General features: G+C 69.3%; 16 protein-coding genes. 1 reads left to right on the forward strand and 15 read right to left on the reverse strand.

The genetic code is table 11. The features are described from left to right. Positions 1 to 2: 2 nt before the first annotated feature. The gene (locus ACZ592_RS16840) at positions 3 to 2,240 is read right to left on the reverse strand and encodes a cache domain-containing protein (protein WP_471582470.1); all 2,238 of its coding nucleotides are present in this window, start codon (positions 2,238 to 2,240) and stop codon (positions 3 to 5) included. A 243-nt stretch (positions 2,241 to 2,483) separates the two neighbouring features. Then, positions 2,484 to 3,689, reverse strand: coding sequence for a CapA family protein (locus tag ACZ592_RS16845; protein WP_471582296.1), 1,206 nt, complete (start codon positions 3,687 to 3,689; stop codon positions 2,484 to 2,486). 23 nt (positions 3,690 to 3,712) lie between these two features. Here ACZ592_RS16845 and ACZ592_RS16850 point away from each other — a divergent pair, with 23 nt between their 5' ends. Beyond that, positions 3,713 to 4,744, forward strand: coding sequence for a hypothetical protein (locus ACZ592_RS16850; RefSeq protein WP_471582297.1), 1,032 nt, complete (start codon positions 3,713 to 3,715; stop codon positions 4,742 to 4,744). 26 nt (positions 4,745 to 4,770) lie between these two features. On the opposite strand, the gene ACZ592_RS16855 is transcribed toward ACZ592_RS16850, so the two are convergent. The 13 genes from ACZ592_RS16855 to ngcE form a co-directional block, all read right to left on the reverse strand. Then, positions 4,771 to 6,267 (reverse strand): ArnT family glycosyltransferase, encoded by a 1,497-nt coding sequence (locus ACZ592_RS16855; RefSeq protein WP_471582298.1) that lies wholly within the window; start codon positions 6,265 to 6,267, stop codon positions 4,771 to 4,773. An 84-nt stretch (positions 6,268 to 6,351) separates the two neighbouring features. After that, positions 6,352 to 7,920 (reverse strand): amino acid permease, encoded by a 1,569-nt coding sequence (locus tag ACZ592_RS16860; RefSeq protein WP_471582299.1) that lies wholly within the window; start codon positions 7,918 to 7,920, stop codon positions 6,352 to 6,354. Between the two features lie 71 nt (positions 7,921 to 7,991). After that, entirely contained in the window at positions 7,992 to 9,920 is a 1,929-nt protein-coding gene (gene dxs / locus ACZ592_RS16865; RefSeq protein ID WP_471582300.1) for a 1-deoxy-D-xylulose-5-phosphate synthase, read from the reverse strand. 308 nt (positions 9,921 to 10,228) lie between these two features. After that, entirely contained in the window at positions 10,229 to 11,548 is a 1,320-nt protein-coding gene (locus ACZ592_RS16870; protein ID WP_471582301.1) for a sugar ABC transporter permease, read from the reverse strand. Then, positions 11,545 to 12,345 carry an ATP-binding cassette domain-containing protein gene (locus tag ACZ592_RS16875; RefSeq protein ID WP_471582471.1) on the reverse strand — a complete coding sequence of 267 codons (801 nt, stop codon included), beginning with the start codon at positions 12,343 to 12,345 and terminating at the stop codon, positions 11,545 to 11,547. Before ACZ592_RS16875 ends, ACZ592_RS16870 begins: the two co-directional genes overlap by 4 nt. Before the next feature lie 316 nt (positions 12,346 to 12,661). After that, positions 12,662 to 13,762 carry a substrate-binding domain-containing protein gene (locus ACZ592_RS16880; RefSeq protein WP_471582302.1) on the reverse strand — a complete coding sequence of 367 codons (1,101 nt, stop codon included), beginning with the start codon at positions 13,760 to 13,762 and terminating at the stop codon, positions 12,662 to 12,664. Between the two features lie 122 nt (positions 13,763 to 13,884). After that, a complete protein-coding gene (locus tag ACZ592_RS16885) occupies positions 13,885 to 15,084 on the reverse strand; it encodes an ROK family transcriptional regulator (protein ID WP_471582303.1) in 1,200 nt (399 codons plus the stop codon). Between the two features lie 366 nt (positions 15,085 to 15,450). Further along, positions 15,451 to 16,332, reverse strand: a complete 882-nt coding sequence (locus tag ACZ592_RS16890; protein ID WP_471582304.1) for a carbohydrate ABC transporter permease — start codon at positions 16,330 to 16,332, stop codon at positions 15,451 to 15,453. Continuing rightward, the gene (locus ACZ592_RS16895) at positions 16,332 to 17,279 is read right to left on the reverse strand and encodes a carbohydrate ABC transporter permease (protein ID WP_471582305.1); all 948 of its coding nucleotides are present in this window, start codon (positions 17,277 to 17,279) and stop codon (positions 16,332 to 16,334) included. The genes ACZ592_RS16890 and ACZ592_RS16895 overlap by 1 nt, the downstream gene beginning before the upstream one ends. A 52-nt stretch (positions 17,280 to 17,331) precedes the next feature. Next, the gene (locus ACZ592_RS16900; RefSeq protein ID WP_471582306.1) at positions 17,332 to 18,594 is read right to left on the reverse strand and encodes an extracellular solute-binding protein; all 1,263 of its coding nucleotides are present in this window, start codon (positions 18,592 to 18,594) and stop codon (positions 17,332 to 17,334) included. A gap of 149 nt (positions 18,595 to 18,743) precedes the next feature. After that, positions 18,744 to 19,637 (reverse strand): carbohydrate ABC transporter permease, encoded by an 894-nt coding sequence (locus tag ACZ592_RS16905; RefSeq protein WP_471582307.1) that lies wholly within the window; start codon positions 19,635 to 19,637, stop codon positions 18,744 to 18,746. Between the two features lie 21 nt (positions 19,638 to 19,658). Beyond that, positions 19,659 to 20,600 (reverse strand): carbohydrate ABC transporter permease, encoded by a 942-nt coding sequence (locus ACZ592_RS16910; RefSeq protein ID WP_471582472.1) that lies wholly within the window; start codon positions 20,598 to 20,600, stop codon positions 19,659 to 19,661. Between the two features lie 197 nt (positions 20,601 to 20,797). Then, complete coding sequence (ngcE, locus tag ACZ592_RS16915; RefSeq protein ID WP_471582308.1) at positions 20,798 to 22,231, reverse strand: N-acetylglucosamine/diacetylchitobiose ABC transporter substrate-binding protein; 1,434 nt, start codon at positions 22,229 to 22,231, stop codon at positions 20,798 to 20,800. Between the last annotated feature and the right edge of the window lie 580 nt (positions 22,232 to 22,811).

Genomic DNA, 22,811 nt, shown 5'->3' on the forward strand with positions numbered 1-22,811 from the left:
GTTCAGTTCCTTCCGGCGAGGCCGGCCGTCACGCCGTCCCGCTTGCGCTGCGTGCCCGTCGGCAGCTGCTGCCTGATGAGTTCGAGGCTGCGGGTGACGGCACCGACCTCGTCGTGGTGGCGCGGGTACAGGACGGTGCGGCGGTCGCCGTCGGCGAGCGCCTCCGCCTGGTCCGCGAGGTGTCGCAGCGGTCGTACGACGACGATGTGCAGCCAGCCGAGGCACGCCGCGGCGGCGGTGATGCCGAGCAGGCCCGCGAGGACCGTGCGGTTCTGGTAGCTGTACTCGGGGATGGCGAGGCCGGACGCGGGCTGCCAGCTGACCACGGTCCAGCCCAGCTTGGCGGCCGCGCCGCCGCCGACGAACGGGGCCGCGGCCGCGATCTGGATGTCGTCGCCGTCGCGGTAGAGCACACCGCTCGGGCGCGGGCTGAGGCCGACCTTCTGCCCGGTGCCCTCGGCGAGGGCGTTGAGGCGTCCGCCCGGCAGGTCCTCGAACTCGCGGTAGCCGGTGTTGGCGCCGATGACCCGGCGCTCGCCGTCGATCACGCGGACCTCGCCGAGGCCCGGGCGCCTGAGCAGCGAGTTGAGGAAGTCGATGCGGAGCTCACCGACGACGGCGGCCCCTTCGCGGCCCGGCACCTCGGCCGTACCGATGATCACCGGTTCCTTGCCGCCCTCGTCGATGACCCGGATGGGCTTGTTCGAGGGGCCCTTGCCCGAGGGGCTGCGGGGGTCGTGGCCGGCCTGGGCGAGGATCTTGCCGTCGGCGTCCATGACGTACAGGGACTGGTAGCGGGTGTGCTGGTTCAGGGTGCTCTCGAGGACCTTGCCCATGTCCGAGGCCTCGGTGCGGTCGCCCATGAGGGAGGCCACCGAGGTGAGGTCGGCGTGGCCCTCGTTGAGGGCGCGGCGGACCCGGTCGGTGAGGGTGTCGGTGCGCTCGCGCTGGTCGTTGACCATCTGCTGCGGTACGACGACGGTGTCGCCGGCCCGGTTGAGCAGCAGCAGGAGCGGCGCGGACCAGGCGAGCAGGATCACCCCGCAGACCGCGATCAGGGTGCGGGTGCCGAACCTGCGGCGGCGGACGGGCTTGTCCTGCCGGGCCGCGGGCTCGCCGGTGAGCTGGCGGCGCAGGCGCTCCAGGGCGGTGCCGATGCGGGCGGCCTCCCCGTACCGGGGTACGGAGACGGGCCGGTCGACGTCGCCGCGGGTGAGGCGGCGGCCCTCCAGGAAGAGCTGGATCAGCGGCCGTTGCACGGTGCGCAGGAGCAGGAAGACGGTGAGGCCGCCGATGAGCAGCAGGGCGCCCGCGGCGATCAGGCCGAAGGCGGAGTCGCTCTTGGCGGTCGGGTCCTCGGCGACCGGGACCATCGCGACGACGGTGAGGCCGAGCCGGGTGGCCACGGTGGACTCGCCGGCCTCGGGGCCCGCGAGGTTCGCGTACCCGGCGACCGCGCGCTCACCGAGGTAGCGCTCGCCGGTGAGGTTGCCGCTGACGCCGAGGAATCCGCCGGAGCCGGGCTCCTTGGACATCAGCGGGTGCTTGCGGGACTTCTTGGCGGCGGTCGCGGCGAACGACTTGAGCTGCTTGTTGGACTGGGCGACCTCTTCGCGCTGCAGGTCGGTGAGGACCTGCTCGGGCTCGGGGATGCCGTCGGTGCTCAGGACGTGGCCGTCCTGGTCGACGACGGCGATGGAGCGGAACTTGCCGAGGCTGATGCCGGGGAAGCGCAGGCTGCTCGAGGCGACCAGGAGCTGCTGCGGCTGTCCCTTCCAGGTGAGCAGGGCGAAGGAGAGGAGGCGGGTCTCGCCGTTCTCCAGGCGCACCATGCGCGGGGCGAGACCGTCCTTGTCCGCGAGCTCGCCGCGGTCGATGGCGGTCAGCGGCAGGTTCTCGCCGCGGGCGGCGAGGAGCTTGCCCGAGGCGATCTCGACGATCGCGGTGCCCATCCACTTCTGGTAGACGCTGCCGGTCTTGTCCAGGACGGCATCGGCGGGCACCGGCTCGCCCGCGCTGAACAGCTCGGCGGTGCGGGTCAGGTCGGTGACGGACTCGTCGATGGAGGCGCGCAACGCGATGGCGCCGTCCTCGGCGAAGTGCTGCTGGGACGACTTGACCGCCTTGGGGACGGCCTCCTGACCGGCTCTTCCGAGCGTGAGGGCGGTGATGCCCGCGAGGGCGAGGAGCAGGACCGACAACACGGCGATGGGGGGACGTATACCGCCCAGCAGTGACATGTCGGTCCTTCGGCGGACCTTGTGCCGCCGCTTCGAACGCGAAGCGGCCAAGGGGGGCTCCTCTCCTGGAGTGACGCGGGGTGTGGATGCACACAGTGATGCGCTCCGGAAAGGTGTGACACGCGACCCCGGGAGAGGGATGTACGAAGTAAGGCGAATGTGAGCTAGATCGCGTTGAAGCCGCGTTTAACGCCCGGCTCGGACAGGCGTTCCCACGCGTCCGGGCCGGGCGACGGCTCCGCCTCAGTCGGCGGGGAGCGCCTCCAACGGCTCAAGGCCGTCGTGGCCCGCACCCCGGTTCAGGAGCGTGCCCTGGGTGCGCTCGAAGGCCAGGCGGTAGCGGGAGCGCTGCTGCTCGCTGAGGTCCTTGCCGTCCTTGAGCGTCGCGGCGATGTCGAGCAGCCGGTGGTCCTTGACCGCGCCCTTCGGCAGGGCGCCGGTCTCGTCGGGGTCCGGCGGGATGTCCGTGAAGGTGGGGACGTACTTGGCGTCGACGTCCCACTTCCCGCCGCGCTTGACGAACTCGAACCAGCCGACGACGCCCTCCTCGGTCAGCCCGCTGGGCACGTCGTGCCGGGCGATCTGATTGCCGAGTCCGTACGCGATCCAGGTGCCGTCGACCTTCTCCATCGGCTGGACGACGTGCGCGTGGTGGCCGATGACCAGGTTGATCCCGGTCTTCTCGGCGATCTTGCGGGCGAGCCCGATCTGCGGGCCGCTGGCGTTGGGCTGGTTCTCACGACCCCAGTGGATGCTCAGGATCACGACCTCCGCGCCCGCGCCGCGGGCCTTCTTCTCGGCGGCGGCGATCGCGTCGAAGTCGTTCTGGTTGACGATCCACGGCTTGTTCTTGGGGACCTCGCGGCCGTTGAACCCGAAGGCGAAGGCTATCTGCGCGACCTTGACGCCCTTCACCTCGGTGATGAGCGGCTTGTTCGCCTCCGCCGCGCTCCGCGCCGACCCGGTGTGCCGCAGGCCCGCCTTGTCGAGGGTGTTCAGGGTGCGGGTGACCCCGCCGGGACCGTGGTCGAGCGTGTGGTTGGACGCGGTCGAGCACTGGTCGTAGCCGACGTCCTTGACCGCCGTGGCGATCTGCGGCGGCACCAGGAAGTCGGGGTAGCTCTGGAAGGGGCCGCCGGGCTTGCCCACCACCGGCTCGAAGTGGCAGATGCCGAGGTCGGCCTTGCTGATCACCGGCTTGATCCCGGCCATCATGGGCCGGAAGTCGAGCCCCTTCTCCCCCTTGCCCGTGGTCTTGGCATCCTTGCGGGCCTGCTCGGTGAGCTGGGGATGGATGAGGATGTCGCCCGCGGCGGCGACGGTGAACGAGGGGCCACCGTCGGCGGCGGGCTTGTCGTCGCCGCCGAAAGGACCGCAGGCGGTACCTGCCAGCAACAGGAGCGAGGAGGCTGCACAGGTCAGGAAATGCCTGCGGAAGGGACGTGTCATCACAGGGCTATCTTTATACAATCATGAAGATCTTCCGCACCCGGCCGTCGGCGATCACACAAAAGCTCGGGGTTCTCGGCCTCGTCACCGCCGCCGTCCTCAGCCTCGCGCAGTGTTCGGCCGACTCCTCCCGGGACGGCGAGAAGTCCAGGCCGGACGGGGAATCGTCCGCCTCGGCGCCCGACGGCGGGAGCGACGAAGGCGGCCAGGACGACCAGGGCGACGAAGGTCTCACGGAGCTGATCACCACCTACACCGACGGTTTCCACGAGGACAGCGGATACCGCCGTCCCTCGCGCACCGACCGGCGCACGGTCGCCGCGGGCCTCGCCCTCCTCCTCGACGGCCGGCGCTCGCAGGCCGAAGAGCGCCTGGCCGACGTGGACCTGGCGGTCCGCACGGTCACCGACGAGGGCGCGGGGCGCCGGTACGCGGAGATCGCCGACCGCTCCGAGAGCGGGGCGGCCCCGCGCGGCTGGGGCCGTGTCTACGTCGACCTCGACGCCCCGGCCCGCTGGTCCGTGCAGGTGCCGCACCCGGTGGCCGACCGGAACACCGAGCGGCTCGGCGCGGAGCTGATGCGCCGCTCCCCCGGCGGCGTCCTCGTCCTGGCGGGCGCGCACCGCGACGCGGGACGCGGCGACGAGGCGGACGTCGCGCACCGCAGGGACACCGTGTTCGACGCCGTCTGCGACGAACTGGTCCGGCGCGGCCTGCCCGGCCTCCAACTGCACGGCATGGCCGACGACTCGGCGCCGCGCCACGACGTCGTCGCCTCCACGGGCCGGGGCAGGGAGGCCGTCGCCGAGGGCCGCGACCTCGCGGACGCCCTGCGCGGGCGCGGCTACGACGTCTGCCGCGCCTGGGCCAGGTCGTGCCCGCTGGCAGGCCGCTCCAACATCCAGGGGCGGACCGCGTCGGCGCACGACGTGCCCTTCCTGCACGTCGAGTTCGGGCCCGCGATCCGCGAGAAACCGGGGCACGCGCGGGACGTGGTGGGCGAGCTGGTGAAGGTCACGCGCGCGTGGGACAGGGGCGCCCGCCCGAAGTCGTAGCCCGCCCACCACGTCCCGCGCCGTCCTCACCGACCCGCCACCCGCACGTACACCACCGCTCCCTCCACCCACCGCACCGGCTCGTACCCGGCCGCGAGGATCCGTCGCAGCGAGGGGACCCGGGCGGGGGCGTACGGCTCGCCCCGGGAGTCGTCGATCACGAGGGCCGGCGGGTGGGTCCGCAGTTCCTCGCGGAAGACCGGCCAGGCGCCCTCGACCGCGTACTTCTCGCCGACCTGCGGGCCGTTGCGCCCTCCGCTGTAGTTGGTGAGCAGGCCGGCCGTGAGGTAGCGGCTCGCGGGCGGGCGGCCGGCGAGCCAGTACGCCTCGGGGTGTATGCCCCAGAACAGGACCCGGTCCTGCGGGCCGGTGTGCGCGCGGACCGTCTGCGCCAGACGGGTGGCGTGCGCGAGTTCGGGGCGCGGCGCGCACAGGCCCCAGGCGAGGAAGGCCGCGCACGCGCAACCGGAGGCGACGACCGCCCGCACCGTCCGTTCGTGCGGCAGGATCTGCAGCGCCCCCGCCCCCAACAACGCCAGCGGCGGGGTGAGTTGGAGGTAGTAGTGGCCGAAGAAGTGGAAGCCGACGAGGACCGCGGCGACCGAGGAAGCGAGCCAGAGCCACAGCTCCCCCGCCCCGGTGCGGGCGACGCGCAGGACGCGTACGACCGGCGGAATGATGCCCGCGCAGGCCACCGCGAGGAGCGCCGCGTTCACCAAGCCCCGCACCAGGACGTGGAGTTCGGAACCGGCGAAGGAGGCGTAGGCGCCCGAGCCCGTCACCGTCCAGAACAGGAAGCCCGAGGGGGTCGTCAGGAGCGCCGCGGCGAGGATCGGCCCGCCGAGCCCGGCCGCCAGGCGCACCGCGTCCCGGCGCGGCGCCCCGTACCGGAGGAGCAGGTGGACGACCGGCAGCAGGACCGCGCCGCCGGTCTGCTTGGCGAGGAAGGCCGCGGCCACCGCCACCCCCGCGGCGCCCCACCTGCGACGGTCGGCGCACCACATGGCGGCCGCCGTGCACGGCAGCATGAAGACCTCGAAGGCGGCCGCCTGGGTGTCCTCCGGGTTCAGGCCGATGGAGAGCAGGAGGTACAGGACGCCGGCGGTGCGGCCCGCGCCGTCCCCCCAGCGGCGCCGGGCCACCGAGACCAGGAGCACCGCCGTCAGGAGCTGTGCGCCGACCGCGAGGACCTTCAGCGGGAGCAGCGAATCGTCGCCGAAGAGCGCGAAGGCGCCCGCGTACAGCCAGGGCACGAGCGGCGGCTTGCGGTCGACGACCGTGTCGTAGAGCTCACCGCCGTGCGCCAGCATCCGTGCCTGGACGGCGAGATAGCCCTCGTCGGGGTTCCACAGCGGCCACCGGAAGGAGGGCAGCCGGGTCACGCACGCCAGGGCGGCGAGCAGCGGGAGCAGGCGGGCCCAGTACGGGCCCCGGACGCCCCCGTCGGGGACGTACTCCTTGCGCGGGCCCGGCACCTGTGGCTTGTGTACGGAGCGTAGTGATGCGGAGGGCGGGGCGGGCATACGGTGCACGCTATCCGGCCCCGCAGTCCCCATCGGATCGGGACATACGGGGCCGGGGAAGAAGACCTGGCGAAAGCCGGTCGACTACCGTGCGTCGTCGGTGTGCGGGTCGCGCACGTGCAGGCGGCTGTGCGAGCGGCCGTAGGCGAAGTAGATGACGACGCCGAGCACCATCCAGACGCCGAAGCGCAGCCAGGTCTCCGCCGGCAGGTTCAGCATCAGCCAGAGCGAGGCGAGCACGGACAGGACCGGCACGAAGGGCACCAGCGGGGTGCGGAAGGCGCGGGGCAGGTCGGGGCGCTGCTTTCGGAGCAGGATGACGCCGAGGGCGACGACGACGAACGCGAACAGCGTGCCGATGTTGACCAATTCGGCGAGCTCGTCGATGGAGGTGAAGCCCGCGACGACCGCCACGATCACGCCGAGCAGGACCGTGGAGCGGTAGGGGGTGCCGAACGTGGGGTGGACCTTGGAGAACGTCGTGGGCAGCAGCCCGTCGCGGCTCATGGCGAAGAAGACGCGGGTCTGGCCGAGCAGCAGGATCATGCAGACGGAGGTGAGGCCGACGGCCGCGCCGAAGCTGATCACGCCCGCCCAGAAGGGGTGCCCGACGGCCTTGAAGGCGTCCGCGAGCGGGGCGTCCGTGGAGAGCTCGCTGTACTTCTGCATGCCGGTGACGACCACGGAGACGGCGACGTACAGGATCGTGCAGACCAGGAGCGAGCCGAGGATGCCGCGGGGCACGTCGCGCTGCGGGTTGTGGGTCTCCTCGGCGGCGGTGGCGACGATGTCGAAGCCGATGAACGCGAAGAAGACGACGGCCGCGGCGGTGAAGATGCCCATCACGCCGAAGTGCGAGGGCGTGAAGCCGAAGATCAGCTGGACCAGGGGTGCGGTGATGCCGCCACCACCGTCGACGTGCTCGGCCGGCGGGACGAACGGGTCGTAGTTGGCGCCCGTGATGAGGAAGGCGCCGACGATGATGACGAGCAGCACCACGGTCACCTTGACCGCGACGATGACGTTGGTGACCCGCGAGGACAGCTTCATCCCGGCGACGAGGATGGCGGTCAGGACCAGCACCAGCACGGCGGCCAGCAGGTCGAAGCCGAACTTCCCCCCGTGCGTGCCGCTGAGCGCCTGCGGCAGGTGCATGCCCGCCGTGTCGAGCAGCGAGCGCATGTAGCCGGACCAGCCGACGGCGACCACGGCACAGCCGAGCGCGAGCTCCAGGATCAGGTCCCAGCCGATGATCCAGGCCGGGAACTCGCCGAGCGAGGCGTACGAGAAGGTGTACGCGGACCCGGCGACCGGCACGGTCGAGGCGAACTCGGCGTAGCAGAGCGCCGCGAGCGCGCAGACGAGTCCGGCGACGACGAAGGCCAGGGCCACCGAGGGCCCGGCCGTCTCCTTGGCGATCTTTCCGGTCAGCACGAAGATTCCGGTGCCGATGATGACGCCGACCCCGAAGACCGTGAGGTCGAGGGCGGACAGCGACTTCTTGAGAGCGTGCTCCGGTTCCTCGGTGTCCTTGATGGACTGCTCGACGCTCTTCGTCCTGAAGAGGGTGCTGCTCACGGGCGTACCTCCCACGTTGTCGTGCTCGACATGATCGAGAGGCCGAGTACCCCGTAAGCCCCGGGACGGGCCCATTCACGCGAATGGGCCGGTCCCACCACCCGTACAGGGTGCTGGGACCGGCCCGTCGGCGGTGCGCGTTGACGTCAGTCGCGGGCGGGCTCCACGGAGTCCACCGCGGCGGTGCCGCGCTCGAACCGGCCGTCCAGCTTGGCCACCAGGCCCGTCACCTGACGGGCGACGTCCGGGGCGGTCAGGCCGATCTCGGCCAGGATCTCCTTGCGGGAGGCGTGGTCGAGGAAGCGCGGCGGGATGCCGAAGTCGCGCAGCGGGACGTCGACGCCCGCGTCGCGCAGGGACTGGGCGATCGCCGAACCGACGCCGCCGGCCCGGGAGTTGTCCTCCACGGTGACCACGACGCGGTGCTTCTCGGCGAGCGGCGCCAGGGCCTCGTCGACCGGCTTGACCCAGCGCGGGTCGACGACGGTCGTCGTGATGCCCTGCTTGTCGAGCAGATCGGCGATCTCCAGGCACATCGGGGCGAGCGCGCCGACGGAGACGAGGAGCACGTCGGGGCGGTGGGTGTCCGCCTTGCGCAGCACGTCCATGCCGCCGACCTTGCCGACGGCCGTGACCGCCGGGCCGACCGCGCCCTTGGAGTAGCGCACGACGGTCGGGGCGTCGTCGACCTCGACGGCCTCGCGCAGCTGCAGGCGGACCTGGTCGGCGTCGCGCGGTGCGGCGATCCGCAGGGTCGGCACGCACTGCAGGATCGACATGTCCCACATTCCGTTGTGCGAGGCGCCGTCCGTGCCGGTGACGCCCGCCCGGTCCAGGACGAAGGTGACGCCGCACTTGTGCAGGGCCACGTCCATCAGGAGCTGGTCGAAGGCGCGGTTCAGGAAGGTCGCGTAGACGGCGAAGACGGGGTGCAGGCCGCCGCTGGCCAGGCCCGCCGCCGAGACGGCCGCGTGCTGCTCGGCGATGCCGACGTCGTAGACCCGGTCGGGGAACTCCTCGGCGAACTTCTTCAGTCCGACCGGCTGGAGCATGGCGGCCGTGATCGCGACGATGTCCTCGCGCTCCCGGCCGAGCTTGACCATCTCCTCGCCGAAGACGGACGTCCAGTCCATGCCGGAGGCGGCGATGGGCAGGCCCGTGTCGGGGTGGATGACGCCGACGGCGTGGAAGTGGTCGGCCTCGTCCTCCAGGGCGGGCTTGTAGCCGCGGCCCTTCTCCGTGATGCAGTGCACGATGACGGGGCCGCCGAAGCGCTTGGCGCGCTGCAGCGCGGACTCCAGGGCCTCCAGGTCGTGGCCGTCGATCGGGCCGACGTACTTCAGGCCGAGGTCCTCGAACATGCCCTGCGGGGCGATGAAGTCCTTCAGGCCCTTCTTGGCGCCGTGCAGGGTCTCGTAGAGCGGCCTGCCGACGACGGGCGTGCGCTCCAGGAGGTCCTTCCCGCGGGCCAGGAACCGCTCGTAGCCGTCGGTGGTGCGCAGGGTCGCCAGGTGGTCGGCGAGGCCGCCGATCGTGGGGGCGTACGAGCGCTCGTTGTCGTTGACGACGATGACGAGCGGGCGGTCCTTGGCGGCGGCGATGTTGTTCAGCGCCTCCCAGGCCATGCCGCCGGTCAGCGCGCCGTCACCGATGACCGCGACGACGTGGTCGTCCTTGCCGCGCACCTGGTTGGCCTTGGCGAGGCCGTCGGCCCAGCCGAGGACCGTGGAGGCGTGGCTGTTCTCGATCACGTCGTGCTCGGACTCGGCACGCGAGGGGTAGCCGGAGAGGCCGCCCTTGCTGCGCAGCTTCCCGAAGTCCTGGCGACCGGTGAGCAGCTTGTGCACGTAGCTCTGGTGGCCGGTGTCGAAGAGGACCTTGTCCTGGGGGGACTCGAAGACGCGGTGCAGGGCGATGGTGAGCTCGACCACGCCCAGGTTGGGGCCGAGGTGGCCGCCGGTCTTGGAGACTGCGTCGACGAGGAAGCCACGGATCTCTCCCGCCAGCTGGTTCAGCTCCTCGGGGCTGAGCCGGTCAAGATCGCGCGGTCCCGTGATGCGGGTCAGCAGCGGCACCCGTGCCTCCTTGCAGTAGAGCTGAGATGTGCTGTTCGAGCGTTGCCGGGTCTGTCGAGTCTAATGTTCCGCCTCTGCCGGGCGCGCCCGGGAGGTGCGTTCCCGGTCACACGAACAGCGCACCGGCTGGGGAACATGTGTTCCCCAGCCGGTGCGCTGGGTGCGCCCGTCGAGGGGCGCGGGGAACTGCGCGACCGGCCACGACGCTGCCGCGGCCGAAGACCGAACGGCCGCAGGGACCAAGGACCAAACGGTCCGAACGGTCCGAACGGTCCAGGGGGCCGAGGCCCGAACGGTCCAGGGAAACGCTACGCGCGCCCCGCCGACTTCTGCGTCCGCCGCGAAACCGAGTCGATGACCACCGCGGCCAGCAGCACCGCGCCGGTGATCATGAACTGGATCTCGCTCGCCATGCCGAGCATGTTCAGGCCCTGCTGGATGGACTGGATGACCAGCATGCCCAGCAGCGCCGACCAGACCTTGCCGCGCCCGCCGAAGAGGCTGGTGCCGCCGATGACCGCCGCCGCGATCACCATCATCAGGGTGTTGCCGCCGCCGAGGCTCTTCGTGGCGCCGCCGGAGAGGCTCGCGATGAAGAGCCCGCCGAAGGCGGCGAGCATGCCGGAGATGGCGAAGACGGTGATCCGGATGCGGTCGACGTTGATGCCCGCCCGGCGGGCGGCCTCCGCGTTGCCGCCGACCGCGAAGACCTGGCGGCCGAAGGTGGTGCGCCGGGCCACGAAGTCCGCGATGACCAGGACGGCGAGGAAGAGCACCAGGGCCAGCGGCAGGCCGCGGGCGCCGACGGGCTCGTTCAGCTCGTAGGCGGCACCGCCCGCGAGGACGGCGACGACGACCGTGCGCAGCACGATCTCGCTGACCGGACGGGACGGGAGGGCCGCGGCCTTGCGGCGACGGCTGTCCAGCAGCAGGGAGGCCGCGTACCCGATGATCGCGACGGCCGCGAGGCCGTAGGCCGCGCCCTTCTCCGCGAAGAAGTGCCCGGTGAGGTCCTCGACGACACTGCCCTCGGGCGTGTTGATGCTGCCCTCGCCGCCCATCAGCCAGATCTGAACGCCGCTCCAGCCGAGGAAGCCCGCGAGGGTGACCACGAAGGCCGGCACGCCGATCTTGGCGAAGAAGAAGCCGTGCAGACCGCCGATGACCATGCCGGTCAGCACGGCGATGAGCACCGAGAGCCAGTCGTTCATCTCGTGCGTGACGTTCAGCACGGCCCAGACGGCCGCGCCCATGCCGGCCACCGAGCCGACCGAGAGGTCGATCTCGCCGAGCAGCAGGACGAAGACGATGCCGACGGCCATGATGCCGAGGCCGGAGGTGAAGACGGCGATGTTCGCGAGGCTGCTCGCGTCCAGGAAGTGCTCGTTCTTCAGCTGGAAGATGATCGCGATGAGGATCAGGCCGACGACGACGGGCAGCGAGCCGAGCTCGCCGCCGCGCATCTTGCGCTTGAACTCGGTCCAGTAGCCGGCCAGGCCCTCCTCGCGGACGAGCAGGCGCGGGTCCACGGCCGGGACCGGCGCCGCCGACTTGTCCGCCTGGCCGGGCACGGTGGCCCCGGCGGGCTCGTCGGTGACGGGCTTCGGGTTCTTGGCGAGGTCGCTCACTTCGCGTCCTCCTTCGTGACCGAGGCCGAGCGCGCCTTGCGGCGGGTCACGGCGTTGTCCGTGGCGCCGGTGATAGCGGCGATGACCTCTTCGTTGCTGGTGTCGGCGACCGTGAAGGTGCCGTTGTTGCGGCCGAGCCGCAGGACCGCGACCCGGTCGGCGACGGCCTTCACGTCGGCCATGTTGTGGCTGATGAGGATGACGCCGTGACCCCGCTCGCGCAGCCGCTCCACCAGGTCGAGGACCTGGGCGGTCTGCTCGACACCGAGGGCGGCGGTGGGCTCGTCGAGGATGACGACCTTGGGATCGCCGACCAGCGCACGGGCGATGGCGACGACCTGGCGCTGACCGCCGGAGAGCGCCGCGACCGGGATGCGGACGCTGGGTATGCGGATGGAGAGGGTGTCGAGCAGTTCCTTGGCCCGCTTCTCCATCTTGATCTCGTCGAGGACGGAAGCGGTCTTCAGCTCGCTGCCCAGGAAGAGGTTGGCGACGACATCGAGGTTGTCGCAGAGAGCGAGGTCCTGGTAGACGGTGGCCACGCCGAGGTTCTGGGCGTCGTGCGGGCGCCCGATGCGGACCCCCTTGCCCTCCCACTCGATGGTGCCGTCGTCGATCGGGTGAACGCCCGAGATCGTCTTGACGAGCGTGGACTTGCCGGCGCCGTTGTCGCCGACGAGGGCGACCACCTCACCGGTGTGGATTTCGAGGTCTACGTCCGTGAGCGCCTGGACGGCGCCGAACCGCTTGGAGACCCCGCGCAACGCCAGCACGGGCGTAGCGGACACGTGAATCATCTCCTTCGCCGCCTGACCGGCGGGGATGGTGGTGCAGAAGGACAGTGCCCACAGAGCGGTGCTCACCGAGGAGATCGGCGCTTCTGAAGGAGAGCGGCGCTCTCGAAAGAGGGCGACACTCGCCGGAAGAAGCGGCGCTCACCGGGGAGAGCAGTGCTCCACAAGGCGAGTCCGGCGCCCGCCCCCCGTTTGCGGGGCGGTTGATGGGGCGGGCACCGAACCGGTTCCGGAGTCCGTCCCGTACAGGCGCCCCGGGAGCGCTCTCGCGCGCCCCCGGGGGCTCATCCCGTACGAACGGACTTACCGCAAGCGGGAGTTACTTGACACCCGCGGCGTCGCAGGCCTTCTTGTACTGGGGCGTGCAGATCTCGCTGACCTTGTAGACCTTGTCCTTGACGATCGTGTCGGCGACCTCGTCCTTGGTGATCGCCTGGGCGTCGTAGAGCTTCGCGGGGATGCCCTTGAAGTCGCCGCTCAGCGAGTCGACCTTCCGGTCGGTGACGTCGTCGATGCTCTTGCCCTGGAGCAGGCGGACGGCGATCTCGGCGGTGGTCTCGGCCTCCGGCTTGATCTGCTTGTAGATCGTGTAGTCCTGGGTGCCGTTCAGCAGGCGCTGGATGCCCGCGAGTTCGGCGTCCTGGCCGCCGACAGGGACCTTGATGCCGCGGCCCTTCAGGGCGGTGATGGCGGCGCCCGCCATGCTGTCATTGGCGGCGTAGACGCCCTGGATGCCGTCCTTGCCGAGCTTGTCGATGGCGGAGGACATCTTGCGGCTCGCCTCGTCCGGCGACCAGTCCGGGATGTCCTGCTCGTACGCGATCTTCTTGACCTTCTTGTCGAGCACCGAGTGGGCGCCCTTCTTGAAGAAGGGGGCGTTCGGGTCGGTCGGAGAGCCGTTGATCATGACAACGTTGGCGTCCGCGGCCTTCGAGCCGAGGGCCTTGACCAGGGCCCCGCCCTGCAGGCGGCCGATCTTCTCGTTGTCGTACGAGACGTAGGCGGAGAGCGGGCCCTCGGCGAGGCGGTCGTAGGCGACGACCTTCACGCCCTGCTTGTCGGCCTGCTTGACCCACGACTTGGTCGACTTGTAGTCGACCGCGTCCAGGATGATGACCTTGATGCCCTGGGTGACGAGGGCGTCGAACTGCTTCTTCTGCGTCTCGATGTCCTGCGCGGCGTTGTTGTACTTGACGTTGCAGTCCGAGCAGAGTTCCTTGATCTTCGCCTGCATGATCGGCTTGTCGAAGGTCTCGTACCGCGTGGTCTTGTTCTCGGGGAGCAGCAGACCGATGGTCTTGTTGTCGCCGCCGCTGCCCTTGTCGTCGTCGCCGTCGCCGGCCTTGCCGCACGCGGTCATGGCCAGTGCCATCGAAACCGCGGCCGTGCCTATGACGACGCGACGCGTCATTGCGTTCATGGTGGGGTGCCTCCCTGACGAGGCCGCGTCGTTGCGGCCGAGGTGGCTCGAAGTCAACTCGGCCGCCACACCAGCGTCAAGGAGTAAATCCTTAACGAGATGACAACGGTGCCATGCGTTATCTAAGTGAAGGCAGGTGCGCCCGCCGTCAGCGTTCCGTCCAAAAGGGTCGAATCGCCCATCTCGCTCAGCGCGAGGGCCAGCGCGCCGAGGACCTCGGCGCGCCCGCCAAGTGCCCCGGGAAGCACGGTCAGTTGACGCGCCGCGCTCGGGATCGCGTACCGCCCCACCGACTCCCTGATGGGCCCGAGCACCAGCTCACCGGCCTCCGCGAGGTCTCCGCCGAGCACGACACGGGAGGGGTTGAGGAGGTTGCAGAGATTCGCGACGCCGCTGCCGATGTGCCGCCCGACGTCGGCGATCACGCGCCGGCAGCCCGGGTCGCCGTCCCGCGCGAGGCCGACCACGCGCTCCATGGTCAGGTCGGTGCCGTGGCTCGATCGGAGCAGCGGCAGGACATAACGGGCGGCGGTGAAGGTCTCCAGGCACCCTCGGTTGCCGCAGCGGCAGACCGGCCCCGACTCGTCGAGCGTGATGTGCCCGATCTCCCCCGCGGTGCCGCCGGGCCCCCGGTAGATCCGCCCGCTGATCACGAGCCCGGCGCCGACACCGCTGGCGACCTTGATGTACGCGAGGTCCTTGACGCCCCGGCCGCTCCCCCAGACCAGCTCGCCGAGCGCGCCGAGGTTGGCGTCGTTGTCCACGTGCACGGGCACGCCGAGGCGGCCCTGGAGCTCCTCGGCGGGCTTGGTGCCGGTCCAGCCCGGCAGGATGGACGTCGAGCCGAGGGTGCCGGACTCCACGTCGATGGGGCCCGGCACGCCGAGCCCCACGCCGGCGATCTTCGTACGGTCCACGCCCGTGGCCTCGATCAGCCTGCTGACCAGCTGCTCGGCCCGGTCGAAGCCCTGCGCGGCGGACGCGTCGACGTCCAGCGGCTCGGACTCCTCCGCCAGCACCTGGTGGGCGAGGTTCCCGATGGCGACGCGCAGGTGCGTATGGCCGAAGTCGACGCCGATGACGATGCCCGCGTCACCGCTGAGCGAGACGCTGCGGGCCCGCCTGCCGCCCGCCGAGGTGGGCGTGACCTCGACCGTTCCGCCGTCCTTCAGTTCCCGGACGATGTTGGAGACCGTCGCGGCCGACAGGCCCGTCGTCCTCGCGATCTCCGCCTGCGTGAGCGACCCGGCGAGGCGCACGGCACGTACGACCCGTTCGAGATTGGCCCGGTGCAGAGACGACTGCGACCCCGGAGTCTCCATTGACTCTCACCCTTTGCCCTATTTCGGGCGCCCCGTAGCCACCCGTGACGCCGGCCCCGGAAACGGCTACCGGGCCATGTACAAGTTGTGAACTCCAAACTCCGCTGAAGGAGCTGCCGCAGTCAAGTCGTTGACGGAAATCCGACCGGGTCGGCAGCGGCCCCGACGATCGCCACGAGCACGGTGTTCGGACGCGGGACGACGCGTGTGACCCGGGTGAGGTGACCTGCGCGGATCGGCGGCGGGGTACTCGTTCCGGGCTCGTGCGTCCAAGAGGTGACGGACAGGCCGGACGGGGGGACCATCTTCAAGATCGTCCCCCCGCCCGACCCGGTGCGGTGCGCGGCAACCCGGCTCCTGTCGTGCCTACTTCACCGACCCCGCCGTGAGTCCCGACACCACGTGCCGCTCGATGAAGGCGAACAGCACGATGACCGGAACGATAGCGACGACGGACGCGGCGAACAGGTAGTTCCACTGGACCGTGTAGTTGCCGATGAAGTTGTTGATGCCGACCGTCAGCGGCTGCTTGTCCGGCTCCGTGGTCAGGGTCAGGCCCATCACGAACTCGTTCCACGACGTGATGAAGGTGAAGATCACGGCCGTGACCACGCCCGGCAGCGCGAGTGGCAGGGTCACCTTGATCATCGCGCCGAAGCGGCTCGTGCCGTCCACCATCGCGGCCTCCTCCAGCTCCGGGGGGATGGAGCTGATGTAGGCCGTCAGGATCCACACCGCGAAGGCGAGGTTGAACGCCGCGTTGGTGAGGATCAGGGTCCAGACCGAGTTGAGCATGTCCAGCTGGTGGAACTCCCGGTAGAGACCGACCAGGAGGGCCGTGGGCTGGAACATCTGGGTGACCAGGACGAGCAGGAGGAAGAGCTTGCGGCCCCGGTAGCGCATGCGGGCCGTGTAGTACGCGGCCGGCAGCGAGACGAGCAGGACCAGGAGCGTGGCGCCACCGGCCACCAGCAGGGTCACCTGCAGGTTCTGGCCGAGGTCCGACTCCTTCCACACGTCGATGAAGTTGGCCCACTCCAGATTCTGCGGCAGGTACGTGCGGTCCCGCAGCTCCTCCTTGGGCCGGAGCGCGGTGACGATCATCTCCAGGTACGGCGCGAGGAAGATCGCCGCGAGGAGCCAGGCGCAGGCCGTGATGACCAGGGTGCGGGGCCGGAACGTACGCCGGGCCTTCTTCGGCCCGCCGTCCTTCCGGGGCGCGGGGCGGGTCGCCGTCGCGGTGGCCATCAGTCCTCCTCGTTCCACCGGCTGACCTTCAGGAAGATCAGCACGAGCACCACGACCATCAGGAAGTTGACGACCGACATGGCCGCGGACTCACCGATGTCGGTCTCCTTGAGCTTGTACATGAACACCATCGACGTGGAGGTGTCGTAGCCCGGACCGCCCTGGGTCATGGCCCAGATGATCGGGAAGGAGTTGAAGACGTTGATGAGGTTGATGACGACACCGACGAGGAAGGCGGGCCGCAGCATCGGGAGCGTGATGTGGCGGTACGTCTGCCAGGGGCTCGCCCCGTCGATGCGCGAGGCCTCGTAGACGTCCTGCGGGATCGTCTGCAGGCCCGCCAGGAGCGTGTACGTGGTGAAGGGGAGGGAGACGAAGACCGCGACGGCCATCATCCAGGGCCACGCGGTCTCCGGCTTGCCCAGCCAGTCCTTGGAGCTGTCGATCAGCCCGAGGTCGAGCATCAGCGTGTTGAGCACGCCCGCGGTCTGGTTCAGCATCCATTTGAAGCCGATGGCGGTCATCAGGACGGATGCCGCCCAGGGCGCGATGAGCGCCCAGCGGGTGATGCGGCGGCCGGGGAACTTCTGGTTGAAGAGCTGTGCCAGGGCCAGCGAGAGCAGCATCGTCACGGTGACGACGACGACCGTCCACACGACCGTCCAGATCAGGACGGCGCTGAAGTCGCTCTCCTCGAAGAGCTTCTTGAACTTGTCGGTCCCGGCGCTGCCGCGCACCTTGCCGGCGATGGAGATGTTGAGGAACGAGGTGCGGATCAGCTCGACGACGGGCCAGACGACCACGGCGAGGATCAGCAGGATGACGGGCGCGATCCAGGGCAGCGGGCCGAGCCTGGCGATGCCGCTGCGGCGGCTCACCGGCCTGGTTGCGCGCCCGCTCCGTCCCCGGCCGGGCTCGGCCGGGGACGGAGGGGCCTTCAGCGACACACGAACTCCTTGTGAACGTAAGGACGTGGCGGAGCGGGACGAGGTGCGGGAGTTACTTGGCCTCGGCCGCCGCCGACTCCGCCTTCTTCTGGAGGTCGCCGAGCACCTGCTTCGGGTCGTCCGAGACGGCCTTGCCGCCGGTCTTCTTGATCTCGGCGGAGACGAGGTCCCACGAGGTGTCGCCCAGCGGGTAGAACTTGGCGTTCGGCAGCACCTCGAAGAACGGCTCCAGGTCCTTGTGCTTGCCGTTGGTCTGCATGGTCTTGAGGGTGTCCTGGGTGACCGGCATGAGGTTGTACATCTCGTCGAACGCCAGCATCTTCTTGGAGTACGTGAAGTCCAGGAACTTCTTCACGCCCTCCTTCTCCGCGCCGCCGTCCTTGAACGCCATCATCCAGTCGGCCACGCCGAGGGTGCTCTTGAGCGGCCCGTCCTTGCCGGGGATGGGGGCGACGCCGTAGTCGACCTTGCCCTCCTTGGCCATCTGGATGAGGCTCGGGTGGCCGTTGAGCATGCCGACCTTGCCGGCCGCGAAGTCCGCGAAGGCCGTCTTGCGGTCGGTGGAGGCGGGGTTGGAGTACGTCAGGCCGGGCTTGACCAGGTTGGTCTTGAGCCAGTCGAAGGTCTCCGCGTTCTGCGGGCTGTTGATCGTGTACTTGCCGCCCGCGTCGGTGAAGCCACCGCCGTTGCCGAGCTCCCACATCATCGACTCGCCCTGGGTCTCCTCGGGGCCGAGCGGCAGCGCGTAGGGCGTCTCGGCGGCCTTGGAGGACTTGATCTTCTTTGCGGCGGCGGCCAGTTCGTCCCAGGTCTTCGGCGCGGACTTGATGCCGGCCTTCTTGAACACGGCCTTGTTGTAGAACATCACGCGGCTGGAGGAGACCCACGGAATGCCGTACTGGGTGCCGTCGACCTCGCCGGCCTTGGCGAAGGTCGGGATGAGGTTGTCGCGGGTCTTCGCGGACATCACCTCGTCCGCCTTGTAGAGCAGGTCGTCGGCGACCTTGTCGGCATAACCGCCGGTCTGCAGCAGGTCGGGCTCGTTGCCTGCCTGGATCATGTTCTTGACGGACTTGTCGATCTCGTTCCAGTTGATGACCTGGACGTCGACCTTGTAGCCCTTGTTGGCCTTCTCGAATTCCTTCTTGACCTCGGCCCAGTACACCTTGGAGGCGTTGGAGGCCTTGTCGCCGTAGTCCGCGGCGACGAGCTTGATGGTCTTGCTGTCGCCGCTGTCGCTGTCACCGCTGCAGGCGCTGAGTCCCAGCGCCATGGCCAGCGTTGCCGCACCGGTGGCGACTATTCGATTCCTCATCCTGATTCAACCCTTCGACATCGGTGTCGACTTGAGCGCGTCCAGCCGCACCCCTCGGCGCCGTGGCGCCGACACTACTCACGGCCCGATTCGCCTCGACAGGCCTAGACCACTTTCGTGGCCAAGCTGAAATCACCCGCCTCACCAGGTCACTTGAGGGCACCCGCGGTCAGACCGGCCTGTACCTGTCGTTGGAAGACCGCGTAGACGACGAGCACAGGGAGCATGGCGATCGTCAGGCCCGCGAAGAGCGCGCCCCAGTCGCCGCGGTAGCCCTGGGAGACCGCGAGCGAGGCGAGGCCCTGCGGCAGCACGTAGCTCTTCTCGTCCTCGTTGTTGAGCAGCAGCGGGAGCAGGTACTGGTTCCACTGGCCGAGGAAGTTGAAGATGCCGATGCTGACCAGGCCGGGCTTGGCCATCGGCAGCATGATCTGGAAGAAGGTGCGGGTGTGCGAGGCCCCGTCGACCATCGCCGCCTCCTGCACGCCGGTGGGCAGCGTGCGGAAGAAGGAGGTCAGGAAGAAGGTCGTGAAGGGCAGCGAGTACGCGATGTAGGCGATCATGAGGCCGGGCCGGGTGTCGAGGAGACCGAAGTTCTCCATGACCGCGAAGAGCGGGACCAGGGCGAGGATGACCGGGAACATCATGCCGCCGGCGAACAGCATGAAGATGACGCGGTTGCCGGGGAAGGTGAAGCGGGCGATGACGTAGGCGGCCATCGAGCCGAGCAGCATGGTGCCGGTCAGTGAACCCGCGAGAATGATCAGCGAGTTGAGGGTGTACTGGCCGATGCTGGCCTTGTTCCAGGCGTTGCTGAAGTTCTCCCAGTGGAAGGAGGCGGGCCAGCCCATCGGGTCGCTGAGGATCTCGGCCGAGGGGCGGAACGCGGTGAGCGCGACCCAGATCAGGGGTCCGGCGGCGAGGATGACCCACAGGACGAGGAAGGCGTGCGAGAAGACGTTGAGCGTGCCGCCCGACTCCTTCTTGCGGCGGGGCGCGGCGGTCGTCTCGGGGCCGGGCGCGGTGGTGGTGGTCGTGGTCATGATGCTGTGGCTCCCGCGGTCTCAGTATTCGATCCGGTCGCGGTTCCCCACCCGCATGACGATCAGGGAGAACGCCATGCTCAGGAGGAGAAGGACGACGCCGATGGACGTGGCGTAGCCGTACTGGCCATCTCGGAACCGTTCGTAGAGGAAGACCGGGGTGACCTTCAGGACGTGCGGCGGCACCATGACCAGGCAGATCGCGAAGGTGTCCAGGGCCTGGATGCCCATGTAGATCCAGCCGGTGCGCACGGTGTCCCAGATCAGCGGGAGCGTCACGCTGAAGAAGGTGCGGGCGCGGCCCGCGCCGTCGAGCAGCGACGCCTCGTAGATCTCCTTGGGGACCGAGCCCATCGCCGCGGAGAAGAGCACCACGTAGAAGCCGACGAAGCTCCAGCTGATCACGGTGAGCAGCGCGATGAGGGCGAGGGTCTGGTCACCGCCGAGCCAGGCGGGTCCGTCGATGCCGGCCTTGTCCAACCCGCCGTTGATCAGGCCGCTGTTGGTGTTGAAGACGCGCCCCCACACCACCGCGATGATCGCGACGGACAGGACCTGCGGGAAGAAGTAGACGACCTTGTAGATCGAGGAGCCCGCGACGCCCGCGATGGCCTGTCCCCTGCGGTGCCGGCCGCCCGAGGTGATCATGTAGGCGAAGAACATGCCGAGGACCAGCGTCACGAACGGGGCGATGAGCAGCAGGAGCGTGCTGATCTGCAGCGAGTCCCAGAAGCGGTCGTCGTTCCACATCTTCTGGTAGTTGTCGAACCCGACGAAGTTCGCGACCGGGCCGCCCGACCAGTCGGTGAACGAGTAGTAGATCGCCTGGAGGAAGGGCGAGACGACGAACAGCGCGTAGAACGCGAGCGGCACGGCCAGGAAGCCCACGATGAAGCGGTACTTGTCGAGCGTGCGGTAGCGCCGGTCGTAGCGGACGCGTTCGGGGGTGAAGCGGGGTGGCAGCACCACCGCGACCACGAACAACAGCAGGCTCGGTGCGCCCGGTGCGGGCGTCCTGCCCGCCTGCTTCTTCGGAGGTGGGGGATTGTCCACCCGGGTGTCGGTCTTCACAGCTCAGCCCCGCCCGCTCGTTCACATGCCTACGTGCTCGGTTCGCTTGTACGGGTCCGGGGCGGCGAGGCCCCGGACCCGCCGGAGGATCAGGCCTTCTTGATCTTGGTGATGTCGGGGTCCTTCTGGATCCGGTCCGAGGCCTTCTGCATGGTGTCCATGGCCTGCTTGGCGCCGATCTGGCCCTGCATGAACTTGTGGATCATGTTGTTGAAGTCCTCGCGGAACAGCTCGTTGTACCAGTCCATGAACTGGGGGATGACGACGTTCTCGCCGGCCGCCTTGATCGCCGCCTGCGCGCTCGCCGCGCCCGAGGGGAGCTTGAGCCCGTCGATGGCGCCCTTGACGACGGGCATGGAGCCGATCTCCTTGAAGAGGTTGACCGCGGCTTCCTTGCTGTACATCATCCGCATCCACTCCAGGCCGCCCTGGCGGTTCTGGGCCTTGGCCGGGATGATGAAGGGCTCACCGGCCGGGGCGTAGAGCGTGCCGAAGGGCATCTTGTCGCCGGAGTCGAGGGAGGGCGTCGCGCCCACCGTCATCGCGAAGTCCTTGGGCGTGGTGTCCTTGGCCTCGTTCTCCACCCAGGAACCGTTGGGCACGAAGAGGCACTTGCCCTCCTTCGTCCACGCGGTCTGCATCTCGGTGTGCGCCTCGGTGCCGTCGAAGCCGGTCAGCACGTACTTCTTGGCGACCAGTTCCTCCCAGGCCTCGAACACCTCCTTGACCGCGTCGTGCTTCCAGGCGTTCGGCTCCAGGTAGTCCATCGCCGTGGTGACGTCGCGCCCGCCGCGCTGGGCGAACATCGCGTACATGCTGAAGAACATGTACCGCGGGTGGCCTCCGGGGTAGCTCCAGCCGTGGATGCCCTTGGCCTTGGCCTTCTTGCAGAGCGCGAGCATCTCGTCCCACGTCTTGGGGTACTCGGCGTCCAGGCCGTCCTCGAGGAGCTTCTTGGAGTACCAGTTGCCGTACACCGTCAGTGCGATGTTCAGCTGATAACACTCCTTGCCGCCGAAGCGGCCCATCTGCTCGACGATCGGCACCAGGGTCTCGCGCACGGTGACGTCCGGGTCGTCCCACGAGGGCGCGTCGAGGACCTCACCGAGGTCGGCGACCTGCTTGTTGTGCACCAGCTTGCCCGGGTTCATCTGGTCGGCGCCGGAGTTGTTGACGACGTCGGCCGTGGGCTTGCCACGGACGATCTTCGGCTGGACCTGGGTGGCGATCTTCTCGGTCGGCTTCTGGTCCGGCGAGGCCTTCGGGTACTTCTTGGCATACATGTCCGTGACGAACTGGGCGTACTTGTCGCCGTATCCGCCGTTGAAGATGTAGACCGTCAGACCCGCGTCCTCTTTCACGCCGAGCGGGTTCTTCTTGGACTTCTTGCCCTTTTCGGCCTTGTTCTCGTCGCCGCCTCCGCTGGCGCAGGAGCTGAGCGCCCCGACGGCCGGCACCGCGAGCAGAGACGCGGCGGCCGCCCTCTTCATGACATCACGACGGTTGACGCTGGTGGATCCCATGCTCAAGTCCTCGCCTTCTCCAGGACTCAGGCGGTGAACCGGACCCTCCCCGGCACCGCGGTGGTGTGAAGCTGGGGTCGTGCGATACAGCGGTGGAACGACGGAATTCGAATGCCGGAAAAGGCAGTTGGCTTCCCCGTGCTTTCCGCCCCGGCGCCCCCGGGCCCGCGGCCGGTGGAATTACCTGCGCGGACGCCGACAGGTATAGTCCACTTGCGGCCGGGTGGGCAAGATCGAATACACGTTTGCCCCGCAGGCTTTTCCGAGTTGAGACCTGCGGTGTTCTCCTCGGCGAGACCTGCGACGTTCCCCTCGAAACCTCTCGCACCTCCCCGCACGAAGGCGAGGACTTTCGTGGCGGTTTCCATGGACTTTCCGGCGCGGCGCCCGACGGCGGACAGGCGACCGGCCGGCGACGGGTCGGCGGAAGAGCGAGGGCACCCCGGAGCCCCGCGCCGGACTCCACCGTCGGCCGACGCCCGGCACGGCAGCACGCGCACGATTCCCGCCACCCCCGTCAGGACCTCCGCGCACGGCCGCCTCTACACCATCAGGAAGCCCGTCAACAGCCTTGACACCG

The organism is Streptomyces sp. NPDC040622 (assembly GCF_055593965.1).